This window comes from Anaerotruncus sp. AF02-27 (assembly GCF_003465835.1).
In the GTDB taxonomy this organism is placed as follows: domain Bacteria; phylum Bacillota; class Clostridia; order Oscillospirales; family Ruminococcaceae; genus Anaerotruncus; species Anaerotruncus rubiinfantis.
Genome location: NZ_QSBX01000013.1, coordinates 60,795 through 73,154, shown reverse-complemented (window position 1 = coordinate 73,154; position 12,360 = coordinate 60,795). Strand labels below are relative to the sequence as shown.

At 56.0% G+C, this 12,360-nt stretch carries 12 protein-coding genes and 1 pseudogene; 10 read left to right on the top strand and 3 right to left on the bottom strand.

Annotated elements, in window-relative coordinates:
• Window positions 1-114 precede the first annotated feature (114 nt).
• The 9 genes from DWV16_RS11390 to DWV16_RS11350 all read left to right on the top strand — a co-directional run bounded on the left by DWV16_RS11390 (window position 115) and on the right by DWV16_RS11350 (window position 9,345).
• The gene (locus DWV16_RS11390; RefSeq protein ID WP_242863553.1) at window positions 115-1,140 is read left to right on the top strand and encodes a LacI family DNA-binding transcriptional regulator; all 1,026 of its coding nucleotides are present in this window, start codon (window positions 115-117) and stop codon (window positions 1,138-1,140) included.
• 15 nt (window positions 1,141-1,155) lie between these two features.
• Window positions 1,156-2,187 carry a tripartite tricarboxylate transporter substrate binding protein gene (locus tag DWV16_RS11385; protein ID WP_118479336.1) on the top strand — a complete coding sequence of 344 codons (1,032 nt, stop codon included), beginning with the start codon at window positions 1,156-1,158 and terminating at the stop codon, window positions 2,185-2,187.
• A gap of 111 nt (window positions 2,188-2,298) precedes the next feature.
• The gene (locus tag DWV16_RS11380; protein WP_066454162.1) at window positions 2,299-2,781 is read left to right on the top strand and encodes a tripartite tricarboxylate transporter TctB family protein; all 483 of its coding nucleotides are present in this window, start codon (window positions 2,299-2,301) and stop codon (window positions 2,779-2,781) included.
• Between the two features lie 16 nt (window positions 2,782-2,797).
• On the top strand, window positions 2,798-4,297 hold the full coding sequence (locus DWV16_RS11375; protein WP_066454163.1) for a tripartite tricarboxylate transporter permease: 1,500 nt from the start codon (window positions 2,798-2,800) through the stop codon (window positions 4,295-4,297).
• A gap of 27 nt (window positions 4,298-4,324) precedes the next feature.
• Window positions 4,325-5,455 carry a Gfo/Idh/MocA family protein gene (locus tag DWV16_RS11370; RefSeq protein WP_118479334.1) on the top strand — a complete coding sequence of 377 codons (1,131 nt, stop codon included), beginning with the start codon at window positions 4,325-4,327 and terminating at the stop codon, window positions 5,453-5,455.
• Window positions 5,456-5,496: 41 nt separating this feature from the next.
• The gene (locus DWV16_RS11365; RefSeq protein WP_066454168.1) at window positions 5,497-6,648 is read left to right on the top strand and encodes a Gfo/Idh/MocA family protein; all 1,152 of its coding nucleotides are present in this window, start codon (window positions 5,497-5,499) and stop codon (window positions 6,646-6,648) included.
• A 12-nt stretch (window positions 6,649-6,660) separates the two neighbouring features.
• On the top strand, window positions 6,661-7,749 hold the full coding sequence (locus DWV16_RS11360; protein WP_066454171.1) for a Gfo/Idh/MocA family protein: 1,089 nt from the start codon (window positions 6,661-6,663) through the stop codon (window positions 7,747-7,749).
• 96 nt (window positions 7,750-7,845) lie between these two features.
• A complete protein-coding gene (gene yiaK, locus DWV16_RS11355) occupies window positions 7,846-8,850 on the top strand; it encodes a 3-dehydro-L-gulonate 2-dehydrogenase (RefSeq protein WP_118479332.1) in 1,005 nt (334 codons plus the stop codon).
• Between the two features lie 33 nt (window positions 8,851-8,883).
• Window positions 8,884-9,345, top strand: coding sequence for a YhcH/YjgK/YiaL family protein (locus tag DWV16_RS11350; RefSeq protein WP_118479330.1), 462 nt, complete (start codon window positions 8,884-8,886; stop codon window positions 9,343-9,345).
• A gap of 58 nt (window positions 9,346-9,403) precedes the next feature.
• On the opposite strand, the gene DWV16_RS11345 is transcribed toward DWV16_RS11350, so the two are convergent.
• The 3 genes from DWV16_RS11345 to DWV16_RS11335 are packed head-to-tail and all read right to left on the bottom strand — an operon-like array spanning window position 9,404 to window position 11,395.
• Window positions 9,404-10,006 carry a TIGR04100 family radical SAM protein gene (locus DWV16_RS11345; RefSeq protein WP_066454180.1) on the bottom strand — a complete coding sequence of 201 codons (603 nt, stop codon included), beginning with the start codon at window positions 10,004-10,006 and terminating at the stop codon, window positions 9,404-9,406.
• A gap of 15 nt (window positions 10,007-10,021) precedes the next feature.
• A complete protein-coding gene (locus tag DWV16_RS11340; protein ID WP_255420064.1) occupies window positions 10,022-10,555 on the bottom strand; it encodes a TIGR04002 family protein in 534 nt (177 codons plus the stop codon).
• Window positions 10,556-10,558: 3 nt separating this feature from the next.
• On the bottom strand, window positions 10,559-11,395 hold the full coding sequence (locus tag DWV16_RS11335) for a pyridoxamine kinase (protein ID WP_158572855.1): 837 nt from the start codon (window positions 11,393-11,395) through the stop codon (window positions 10,559-10,561).
• Window positions 11,396-11,955: 560 nt separating this feature from the next.
• On the opposite strand from DWV16_RS11335, the pseudogene DWV16_RS19865 reads away from it, so the two are divergent.
• Window positions 11,956-12,177: pseudogene (locus DWV16_RS19865) on the top strand (phosphotransferase); the annotation flags it as partial.
• Window positions 12,178-12,360 lie beyond the last annotated feature (183 nt).

The following is a 12,360-nucleotide window of genomic DNA, read 5'->3' as shown; positions in this document are numbered from 1 at the left end:
TTACCTATGCAAACTCCTTAAAATTACCTATGGAAGTTGATAGGTTTTATTTTATATGCAATAGGCAAACGATTGCCGATTAACGATTGCCTATTGAAAAGGGGGATGTGGCTGTTGAAAGAGGCACAATATGCGACTTTGAAGGATGTGGCCCAACGCGCCGGCACCACAGCCGCCACCGTTTCTTACGTACTCAGCAATTCCAAAAAACGCTATATCAGCGAGGATATGCGCCGCCGGGTCGAACAGGCCGCGCGTGAACTCAATTACGTCAAGAGCAGCGCGGCCAGTTCGCTGCGCGGCAAGAAGCGCAAAATCATCGCCGTGCTTGTTCCGCAGTTTCGCAACCAGTTCTTCACCGAGCTGGTGCTGGATATTGAAACGGTTGCCGACCGGTTCGGCTACATCCTCTCCATCTGCAACACCTTTGACGACCCGGACCGCGAGGCGGAGATCTTAAATCGCATGCAGGCGCAGCGGGTCGACGGATATATCATCACCCCGTCGGCGCGCGGCGGCGAAAATACCCGACAGATCCGCCAGATCGGCGTGCCGCTTGTGGTGGTTGACCGATCGCTTGATGTTGATGAGGACTATTTTTGGGTTTCTTCCCAGAACTACGAAAGCGTCCAGCTCGCGGCCGATTATCTCATCGGGCATGGACACCGGAAAATCGCCTATATCGGCTGGGAAGCGGATTTCGGCGGGCTGCAGCAGCGTGAACAGGCCTATTGGGAGTCCCTTGAACGCGCAGGTATCCCGCGGGAGGACGGTATTGCCTATAATGGCTTATTCACCGAACAGGATGGCGCAAAGCTCACCCAGCGCGCGCTGGCTGAGCATCCGGATGCCACAGCGCTTGTCTATGCTTACAACGTGCAGGCGCGCGGCGGCGTACAGTACCTGGCGCAGCATGGAATCGTCCCCGGCAGGGATATTTCGCTCATCATCATCGGTTCGCCAAACTGGGCGCGCACAGGAGCCAACAATTTCACCTGCGTAGACCTTGGCGGGGGCGGGCTTGGCAGAATGGCCGCAGAGATGCTCTTTGAGATCATCGAGAGCGAGAATCCGCCCGCGCCGTGCAAACAGATACAAAGCTGCTTTTTAGTAGAAGGCAGTTCGGTATACAGATTATAAGGAGGAATAGACAGAATGGAAAAGAAGAAATCATTGATTATCGTGATCGCGGTTGTCGTGGTCGTGCTGATCGCAGGGCTCGTCGTCACCAACATGATGGGCAAAGAGGACAAGTATCCTTCCCGCGACATCAACATGGTTGTGCCGTGGAATCCGGGCGGGTCCACCGACCTGACCGGCCGTGCGCTGGCTGACGCCATGGGCAAAAGCCTGGGCACCAACATCGTTGTCACCAACACCCCTGGTTCCGGCGGATCGGTCGGATCGCTGACCGTCATGAAGGCGGAAAAGGACGGTTACAACGTCCTTGCCAACGGCATGCTGGCGCTGACCTCAATGCCCGTGCTCGGCTACACCGAAACCACCCAGCGCGATTGGGACTACTACCTCGCAACCTTCACCCCGAACGTCCTGGCCGTCAAGGCCGACTCTCCGTATCAGACCGCGCAGGATCTGCTTGACGCAATGAAAGCGAACCCGGGCGAGATCACCGACGGTACCGGCGGCATGGGATCCGGCGGACACATCGGAATCGAGGTGCTCTGCGCGGCAACCGGCCTGACCTACAAGCATGTCCCGTATGAGGGCGGCGGTAAAGCTGTCACTGCGGCGCTCGCCGGCGAAGTGGACTTCACCAGCCAGCTGCTTGTCGAGATGCAGGATATGTTCGTTTCCGGCGACATGCGCGCACTTGCGAATTTCACTGAAAACGACATCACTCTGGAAAATGGCACTGTTATCCCGTCGATTCTGAAATTTGCCCCTGAACTGGCTGACCGTATGCCGATGGGCGAGACCACCGGTATCGCTGTCCCGAAGGGCCAGCCGGATTATGTCTACGAGGCGCTGGACAAAGCGTTTGACGAGGCGGTCAAGAGCGAGGACTTCCTGTCCTTCTGCAAGACCAAAGGCTTTATCGTCAACACAATGGGCCGCGCGGAGGCGGAGCCTTACATCGAGAAACTTGCCTCCACTGTCACCTGGACCCTGTACGACTGCGGCGTCGCGACGATTTCTCCGGAAGAGTTCGACATCCCGCGCGCATAAGAAGTTTGACCGGGGCGCCTGACGGGCGCCCCGGATGGAATGAAAATGAAGCGGTTAGATGTCTAAAAAGCTCTAGCCGCTTTTCTTTAGACAGTTACAAGGAGTGAGATCGTGGAAAACGATAAAAAGCGATTGGATTTTGTCTCGTCGGTCGTGATGTTCCTGCTTTCGATCTATGTGATCTTTGAAGGGATTCACATCTATCACGAGGCTGGAAAAGTCTTTTATTTGTCCCCCGCGTTGGTTCCGACAATGCTGGGGTGCGTACTTTGCCTTCTGAGCGTGGTGCTCTTCGGCTACAGCCTGAAAGATGGGGGAATCTCCGCGCGCATGGCGGAGGTCAAAACCTATTTCAGCGGGATTTTCAAGGACTCCAACACCATGCGCATGTTCATCGGGGTTGTCCTGATGGCTGTTTACACCTTCATCCTCATCGAGATCCTGCCGTTTTGGATTGCCACCTTCCTGTTCATGTTCCTGCTGATGTACTTTCTCGATGCGGGCTCTCTTGTCAAGATCCTGCTGGTATCGGCAGCTTCGGTTGCGTTGATCGTATTACTTTTCCAGGTATGCTTCCGCGTGCCGTTACCATAAAGGAGGATAACAACAAATGGCATTACAGTATCTTGCGCAGTCGTTTGCGACTGTGCTCACGCCGATCAATATTGGCGTATTGCTGCTGAGCACCTTTGCAGGCCTGATTATGGGAATGCTTCCGGGACTCAGCGCGACCATGGCGGTGGCGCTGCTGACCGGCCTTACATACAGCCTTTCCCCGACCAGCGCGATCATTTCGCTGATCGGCGTCTATGTCGGCTCGATTTCCGGCGGCTGCCAGGCGGCCGTCCTTCTGAATATCCCGGGAACCCCGGCGAGCGCGGCGACCGCGCTGGACGGCTTTCCGCTCGCAAACCAGGGCAAGGGCGGCCTTGCAATTTTCCTGTGTACGACCGCTTCCTGCATTGGTACGCTCATCAGCGTATTGTGCGTGCTCACCCTGACCCCGTTGCTCACCAAACTGTCCCTGCAGTTCGGCAGCTGGGAATTCTTCCTGCTGAGCCTGTTCGGCGTCATCATCTGCGGAAACCTCACCTCAAAGGGCAGCGCCATCAAGGGCTGGATTTCCGGCATCCTTGGCCTGCTCATCGCGCAGGTCGGGCTCGACCAGCTCGACGCATTCCCGCGCTTTTCCTATGGGAACGTCAACATCATGGCGGGACTGGCGCTGATTCCGATTATGATCGGCCTGTTCGGTTTCCCGGAGATCATCAAAGCCTTTAAGAAAACCGAGGAACATGTCCTGAAAATGTCCCCCTTCAAGATGCGGGAGGGCTTCTCGATCATTAAAAACCATACGATGGCCCTGATCCGTTCTTCGCTTATCGGCGTGGGCGTCGGCATTATTCCGGGCGTCGGCGAAGACGTCGGCGGCTGGCTCTCCTACTGGGCGACCAAATCGAGCAGCAAGCATCCGGAAAACTTCGGAAAAGGCGAGATGGCGGGTATGGTTTCGGCAGAAGCGGGCAACAACTCCTGCATCGGCGGCGCGATCATCCCGATCCTTTCGCTGGCCGTCCCCGGAAGCGCCCCCGCGGCGGTTCTGCTGGCGGCGTTCATGATGCATGGCTACCGTCCTGGGCCGCTCCTGATGAACGAAAGCCCGGAATTCCTTTATCAGGTCTGTGTCGACCTGTTTCTCGCCGCGATCGCCATGTGGCTGCTTGCCCAGATCGTTGCGAAATTCTCGGTTAAGATCCTCGGCGTCAAAAAAGAGCTGCTCATGCCGGTCATCTATGTCCTGTGCATCGTCGGTTCCTTTGTCATCAACCACATCACCTTCGATGTGAAGGTCATGTTCCTCTTCGGCATCGTCGGGTTCTTCCTGGCCTGGGCGGAATACCCGGCCGCGCCGTTCCTGCTCGGCGTTATTCTCGGCTCGATGACCGACTCGAATCTGCGCCGTGCGCTGACCATCTCGAACGGAAGCTTCATGCCGATGCTTCAGCGCCCGCTGAGCATCCTGTTTATCGTTGCGATCGTCTGCCTGATTCTGTCCCAGTTCGGTGTGTTCAACAAACTGAAACGGAAAAAGACGGCGAAAACAGCCTGAACATTTTAAGAAAGCGGGGAAAGCCATATGAAAACAATTCGGATTGGGCTTGTGGGCACCGGTTTTTCGGCCGCGCTGCACGCGGAGGCGTACCGCCTGGTACATGGGTACGACGCGTGCATCTGCGCGGCGGCCTCCCCGGCGCCGGACGCGAAAGCTTTTGCAAAAAAATACGGGATACCGTCGGTTTATGGCAGTATGAAAGAGATGCTTGCGGCACAGGAGATCGACCTGGTTGATATCTGCACGCCGCCCTGCATGCACGTTTCGATGATCCGTGAAGCGCTCGCGGCAAAAAAACACGTGATCAGCGAAAAGCCGCTGACCGGCTGGTTTGGGAATCCACAGGACCCGCGAATGCTCGAACATGTGACCGAGGAGCTCGACAGCCTGCGCGAAGCGGTCAACGCGAGCGGGAAACATTTCTTTTACGCGGAGAATTTTGTCTATGCGCCGTCGGTGCAGAAGAGCCGCGGCCTGATTAAGGCGGCGGGAGACAAGGTGCTGTTTTTGCGCGGCGAGGAATCCCACAGCGGTTCGCACGCGCCGCACGCCGCGCTCTGGAGCGCGAACGGCGGCGGGTCGCTCATCCGGCAGGGCTGCCATCCGCTTTCGGCGCTTCTCTATCTCAAAGGGGCGCAGGCGGGAAACTGCGGCGTCGTAGATGTCATGGGCGACATGGGTTATCTTGTTCCTGCGCTTACCGAACAGGAGCGCCGCCATATCAGCGCGCGCCCGAAGGATGTGGAGGACCTTGCAAACGTGACCTTCACTTTCTCGGACGGAACCAAAGGGAGCGTGACCGCGGGCGACATGGTGCTGGGTGGAGTGCGCAACACGGTGGAGGTTTTCACCACCGGCGGCGCCCATCGCTGCAACATCGCGCCGAATGACGCGATGCAGGTTTACCATGTGGAAGATGAAAAGCTGCAAAATGAATACTTTACCGAAAAGCTGGAGACCCGCAGGGGCTGGCAGTCGGTTTTTCTTGACGAGTCTTACGCCCGCGGATACGTGGGTGAACTGCAGGATTTTCTCATGTGCGCTGCGGGCGACAAGGCAAACCCGGAATCAGGCTTCGCGCTCGCATATGAAACCACGCGAGTCATCTATGCGGCTTACCAGTCCGCACTTTTGGGGAAGCGGATTTCCCTGTAGCAGACGCCGGGGAACACCCCGGAAACGGAAGGAGAATCTCTATGCTTGGAATTGCAATTTTGGGCGTCGGGGATATCGCGAACGTCCATATTGAAGCCTACCAGGCGCTTGCGGACCGCTGCGAGATCCGCGCGTTGGTGGATATTTTTCAGGATAAGGCGGAAGCAAAACGTCAAAAATACGGCCTTTCCTGTGACGTGGTCACCGATTATAAGACGCTGCTCGACCGCAAGGATATCGATCTGGTATCGATCTGCCTGCCGCCGTCCGCGCACTGCGATGTGGCGGTCGATTTTTTGCGGGCTGGCAAGCATGTCCTGTGCGAAAAGCCGATGGCGCCGTCGCTCGAACAGTGCGACCGGATGATCGCCGCGGCGAAGGAAGGCGGCGCGAAGCTCGGTGTGGTCGCGCAGAACCGCTTCAAACCGGACATCATGCGCACCAAGAAGCTGCTGGAGAGCGGCGTGCTCGGCCCGATTTATTTCACGCAGGCAAACTCGCTCTGGTGGCGCGGGGACAACTATTATGATCTGTGGTGGCGCGGCACCTGGGAGAAAGAGGGCGGCGGATGCACCTTCATCCATGCGGTGCATCATATCGACCTGTTTTTGTGGCTGATGGGCGACCTTCGGGAGATTTCCGCGATGGTTTCGAATCAGAATCACCAGAACAGCGAGGTCGAGGACGTTTCAATTTCAACCCTGCGTTTTCAAAACGGCGCGGTCGGCACGATGATCGCTTCACTTTTACACCATGGCGAGGAGCAGAAGATCATCATCGACGGCGAAAACGGCTCAATCGAAATCCCGCACAAGGTCGCTTCCGACAAACAGCAGCCAAACGGCTATCCCGAGCCGAACGACCCGATGCGCGAGAAGATCGAGGAGACTTTCAGAAGCTTCCCCGACCTGCCGTATCAGGATCACTGCGGCCAGATTGAAAATATGATCTCGGCCATCGAAAACGGGACCGAACCGCTGATTACCGGTGTGGATGGCCGCAAGACGGTGGAGTTCATCACGGCGGTCTATCAGTCCGCGTTCCTCGGGGAAAAAGTCACCTTCCCGATGAGTGAAAAGGACCCCTTCTACACAAAGGAAGGGCTCATGCAGAAGGCGGTCAGGTTCCATCAGAAAACCAAGAGCGTGGAAAACTATGCCGACATCGGCATCAAGGTTGGCGGTTCGCTCTAAAAGGAGATCATAATGCAAAAATCCGACGGAATGAACTACGCTCCCGTTTCACAGGGCAGGGTGGAGATGGCCTGCAGGCCGGGTGAATTCCCATTCGGGGTCATCGGGCTGGATCACGGGCACATCTATGCGATCTGCAACGGCCTTCTTGAGGCGGGAGCGACCCTCAATAAAGTCTGGGACCCGGACCCAGAGAAGGTCCGGGCTTTCCTTGCGCGTTACCCGCAGGCGCAGGCCGCCGAAAATGAAGCGCAGGTGCTTGACGATCCGGACGCCAGGCTGATTGCCAGCGCGATCCGCCCAAGCCGCCGCTGTGCCCTGGGGCTGCGGGTGATGGAACACGGCAAGGACTATTTTGTCGATAAGCCCGGAATGCTCACAAAAGAGGAGCTTTCAGCGGCGCGGGAAGCCTGCGCGCGGACAGGGCAAAAATATGTGATCTATTATGGTGAACGCATCCACGTGGAGGGCGCGGTCTTTGCCGAGGAGCTGATCCGCTCCGGCGCGGTGGGAAAGGTGCGGCAGGTGACGATCCTGGCGCCCCACCGGCTCAACCGCCCGACCCGTCCGGACTGGTTTTTCGAGGAAAGCGAAAACGGCGGGATCATCACCGATCTCGGCAGCCACCAGATCGAACAGTTTTTGACCTACTGCGGCGCAAAGACCGCGGCGGTACTGCAAAGCGCAGTCGCCAATTACGCCAACCGTGACAAACCCCATTTCTGCGATTTCGGAGAAGGTGTGCTGCTCGCGGACAACGGCGCGACCTGTTTTTTTCGGGTGGACTGGTTCACCCCGGACGGGATGGGCGCCTGGGGGGACGGGCGCGTCTTTGTGATGGGCGAGAAGGGATCAATTGAAATCCGCAAATATATCGACGTGTCCGTTTCGCACGACGGCGATCATGTCATCTGGGTGGATGCCGAAGGCGAACACCGCGCCCAGGTGACCGGAAAGACTGGGTTTGTCTTTTTCGGGCGGCTGATCCGAGACTGTCTGGATCGAACCGAAAACGCTATCACGCAGGAGCACACCTTTGAGGCGATGCGCCTGGCGATCGAAACCCAGGAGAAAGCGCTGCGGATCGATACAAAAGGATAAAACCGGCCGCGGCCACCCCACCGGGATGGCCGCGGCTGGTTTTACAGTTGCACATCAAACGGAATTGCGGTATCATTGAGGAGAAAGGCGGCAGATATGAGAATTCCGTTTGACGAAATGGTGAATGAATTAACCCGCATACTGATAAAATACGGCTTTTCCGAGGAGCGTGCCCGCAAAAGCGCAACCCTGTTTGCGGAAAACAGCCTTGACGGCATCTACAGCCACGGTGTGAACCGCTTCCCCCGTGTGATCTCTTACATTGAAAAAGGGCTCATCGACGTGGACGCCGCGCCGACCTTTATGGAAAGCGTGGGCGCGGTTGAACGCTGGAATGGGAATCTCGGCATGGGCAACCTGAACGCGCAGATCTGCATGACGCGCGCGGTCGAGTTGGCGCACCGGTATGGCATCGGATGCGTCGCGCTCCAGAATACCAGCCACTGGATGCGCGGCGGCTCATATGGCTGGCAGGCCGCAAATGCGGGCTGTATCGGCATCTGCTGGACCAATACCCAGCCGAATATGCCCGCGTGGGGAGCGAAAGACCGCCGGATCGGAAACAATCCCTTTGTCATTGCGGTCCCGCGCGCAAACGGGCGGCATGTCGTGGTTGACTGCGCGATGGCGCAGTATTCCTACGGGAAAATCGAGGAATACAGGCGCAGCGGTGCATCGCTCCCGTTTCCGGGCGGGTTCGACGGGGAGGGTCGTCTCACCTGCGATCCGGCCGAGATCGAAAAGAGCCAGCGCGTCCTGCCGATGGGCTATTGGAAAGGCTCCGGTATTTCCATCGCTCTGGATCTGGTCGCGGCGATGCTTTCGGGCGGCCGCACGGTCACCGAAATCGGCAGGCAGGGGGAAGACGAATACGGCCTGTCCCAGTTTCTGCTGGCGATCGATCCGGGCAGGTTCAACACCCCGGACATGACCGATGCGATGGTAGACGCGGTGGTGAATGACATTGCGGACAGTATGCCGGACCGGGAAGGCGGGCAGATCCGCTATCCGGGACAGAAGGATTACGAAACCCGGATGGACAACCTGGCAAATGGAATCCCGGTCATCGAGGAGATTTGGGAGAGGATCAAGCGGTTCTGATCGGACCGCCTATTCAGAAAGGAGCAATTCACTATGTTGACAACCCAGCTTGCACTTGCGGAAAAATACGACTTCTGCTCAGAAAGATTCCAGAAAGCCTATGCATTCCTGCGCCGTGAGGACCTCGCGTCGCTTGCGCCGGGAAAGTATCCGATCGACGGAGAAACGGTTTTTGCCAGCGTGCAGGAATATGAGACTGCGCCGGCCAGCACCCTGCGCTTTGAGGCGCATGAGAAATATTTTGACATCCAGTACATGGTCGCGGGTGAGGAGATTTTTGCCTATTGCCCAAGCGAGGTGCTGCAAGCGGATACTGCGTACGATGCGGAAAACGATATCGTATTTTTTAAAGAACCCGCTGCAAAGCAGGTTGCCAACGTCCTTTTAACGCCGGGCGAATTTGTCATCGTCGCGCCGGAGGACGCCCATAAGCCGCGCTGCGCTGTTGAAAATCCGGTTCCGGTCAAAAAGATCGTCATCAAGGTTCTGGTTTGATCCCAACGATCAAAAGAGGCGTCCACCTTCCGGTGGACGCCTCTTTTACACATCTATATTATTCGGTGAAGTGCCTTACCCGCAGCGGAATTCCAATTTCCCGGGCGATTTTTTCGCAGCCCGCGATGTCGGCGGCGGGGATGACGTCCACCACCGAGAACTTCACCTCCGGGACATACTGTTTGCAGTCCCGGGCAAACTGGAGCATTGCGCCGTAGGCCGTTTCCCCAAACGAAGGACGGCAGAGCCGCAGGTAATACTGTGGATCGGAGGTGTTGAGACTGATCGAAACAGTATCGATAAGTCCTTCCAGCAGCGGGGCAGTCGTTTTTTTGCAGATGAGGTCTCCGAGTCCATTCGTGTTGATGCGGATCTTTGCACGGCTCACACCGCGCAGGTACCGGCTGACTGCGAGGAGCCGGTCGAGCGCGCAGAAGGGTTCGCCGTAACCGCAGAAGATGATCTCATCAAAGTCCGCGGGATGATAGTGCGCGAAAGCAGCGATCACCTCGTCCGCGGACGGCTCATGCTCCAGCCAGAGGCTTTGGGCGGAACCGAGCCCATCCATCTGCGAACGGATACAGAAAGTACAGCGGCAGGGGCATTTGTTGGTCAGATTGATATAAAGTTTGCCGTCATAGGTATATAACAATTCTTCCATCCTGTATTCTCCTCCTTAAAAATGAAACCGCTTCTTAGCATCCAGCCGGTCGAGCGCGGCGGCGGCAATCACAAAGACGGCGGCACTGCCGCCTGACTGCAAGAGTCCGCCCCACTGGGTTGCCAACGGAGCAAGCCAGTTGCCCGAGAGGACTGCCTCGGCCAGGTAATAGCCCGCGTTCGAGACGATCCCAGCCGCCAGCAGAGCCAGCGCATTGCGCCGGCAGAGGATGCGGGAGGAACGGTTGGTGAACCAGATTGCGGTGAGTGGCTTGATGATCATGGTGGGCAGCACCCAGACGGGCACGCCGGAAACGAGATCGGCAAGTCCGCCGCCAATCGAAGCCGCCGCGCAGGCATAAGGCAGGGGCAGAAGCGAAGCGGCCAGATAGATAAACGCATCCCCAAAGTGCATATACCCGCCGTTTGAGCCGATGGGGATGTGGAACAGGTACGCGGTGGTCAGGGTGATCATCGCGGCGAACATTGCGCTTGCGGTGAGCGTACGGTAGGTCCGGCGGCTCCCGGCGGTCAAATTGACCGTATTCAAATCTTATTCCTCCTCGATTAAAAGATGCAGGTGGTGCTCGAAGGCAATCCCATCATTAGGATCGCTCCCGTCGGCACAGGTTTCTGCGGCAGCGGCCTCCAGAAGCGCCGCCGCCTTTAGCAGCGTTGGACCCAGCGGGTCGCCGCGTACGAGCCCGCCGCAGAGCACAGCGGCCAGGATGTCCCCCGTCCCGGAAAATCCGCCGCCGAACCGTCTGGTTTTGACAGTCAGACGCTGCCCGCTGTCCGCCTGGTAGCCGAGATTCAGAATGTAATCGCCCTGATGGACGCCGGTGATCACAACCGTTCGGGGTCCTGTTTCGGAAAGGCGGCGGGCGATTTCCCAGATAGGTTCCAGCGTCTGGGCCTGCGCGCCGGGATAATCACAGCCTGCAAGGATACAGGCTTCGGTGAGATTGGGGGTAATCACATCCGCCCGTGCGGTGAGCGTTTTCACCGCGTGGCACATCGCCTCATCAAAAACCGGATAGACCTTCCCGTTGTCGCCCAATACCGGGTCGACAAGGACCGGGGTGTGCACCCCTCCGAATGTATCAATAAAATCCTGCGCAAGGCGCACCTGACCCGGGCTGCATAAAAAGCCGGTGCAGATCCCGTCGAAGTGCGCCCCATGTTTTTTCCATTCAGCGGCGAACGAAGCGAGGTGCCCGGTAAGGTCTACACAGTCGTAGCTCGAAAAGCCGGTTTGATTGCTGAGCACGGCTGTGGGAAGCGGGCAGGCCTGCACACCCATTGCGGCAAGAACCGGAATCGCCGCTGTGAGGGAACATTTGCCAAGGCCGGAAAGATCATTGATGACTGCTGCTTTCGGAACCGCCAAGAGAAAAACCTCCTTTGCTATTTCCATTTTATCCGGTACGGCTGAAAAAATAAAATGCGGGGAGTGATCATATGTTTCGATGGAAATATGTGCAATATGTTGTAGAATTTGTATATAAATACGGGCGAATAGTGCGTTTTGCTGATTAATAAAAGAGCGCTTGAGTGATTATGCTTTTAGATGAAAAAGATACATAAAATCAGTGGAATTTGGAAGGAAGTAATTATATAATTTGTAGAAATTCCGGATTGAGGAAACGACCGGCGGCACCTAGAAAAGAAGCCGGCTGCGAATGCTCATGTACGGTAAGGAAGCAAGCAACCGAAAACAAGAGATAGACCGCCAGCACTACACTATTCCGAACCAAAGACCAAAAGATAAGCATTGTGGGAAAATCTAAACTTTTGGATTTTCCTACAATGCCGACTACGGCGGAATCCTTCCCACTCCTTATATCTTTATTTCCGTATACATTGAATTTGTATTTAGTAAATGCTATAATGTCCCTATTCAAATTATAAATGTGTTGAATTAGTTACATGTACATATTTTTTGTGCCGCATAAATACCCTGTTGAGGTTGTCGTTCTTTGTCCAGATGTGGAAACAATAAAAGGAAGGGAACGATACAGGGAGAAAACAGGCTATTCCGGCTTTACGGTTGAAACCTTATACGATACATTTATGCAGACAACACCACGGATCGGCTTTTGGCTGGACAATTCCAACCAAACACCACAGCAGACAGCAGAAACCATTCTGAACGCCAGAAAGTCGGTATGATTGTTACATATAAGGGGAAGAAAAATTTCTTTTAGGTACTTTCTTTCCTAAAACTAATGTGATATAATAGCATCATTCCAAAAAAGGAGTAAAAAATATGCGGCAAGGTATTCTTAAATAAAACTATAATCAAATAGTGGGAACAAAGGATTATGATAGTCCCTTTTGTGGGGGCTTGGTTTT

What these genes read in the sequence shown, in the direction of transcription:
- DWV16_RS11385 (WP_118479336.1), top strand. Translation starts at nt 1,156, where the DNA reads ATGGAAAAGAAGAAATCATTGATTATCGTGATCGCGGTTGTCGTGGTC.
- DWV16_RS11375 (WP_066454163.1), top strand. Translation starts at nt 2,798, where the DNA reads ATGGCATTACAGTATCTTGCGCAGTCGTTTGCGACTGTGCTCACGCCG.
- DWV16_RS11370 (WP_118479334.1), top strand. Translation starts at nt 4,325, where the DNA reads ATGAAAACAATTCGGATTGGGCTTGTGGGCACCGGTTTTTCGGCCGCG.
- DWV16_RS11365 (WP_066454168.1), top strand. Translation starts at nt 5,497, where the DNA reads ATGCTTGGAATTGCAATTTTGGGCGTCGGGGATATCGCGAACGTCCAT.
- DWV16_RS11360 (WP_066454171.1), top strand. Translation starts at nt 6,661, where the DNA reads ATGCAAAAATCCGACGGAATGAACTACGCTCCCGTTTCACAGGGCAGG.
- yiaK (WP_118479332.1), top strand. Translation starts at nt 7,846, where the DNA reads ATGAGAATTCCGTTTGACGAAATGGTGAATGAATTAACCCGCATACTG.
- DWV16_RS11350 (WP_118479330.1), top strand. Translation starts at nt 8,884, where the DNA reads ATGTTGACAACCCAGCTTGCACTTGCGGAAAAATACGACTTCTGCTCA.
- DWV16_RS11345 (WP_066454180.1), bottom strand. Translation starts at nt 10,006, where the DNA reads ATGGAAGAATTGTTATATACCTATGACGGCAAACTTTATATCAATCTG.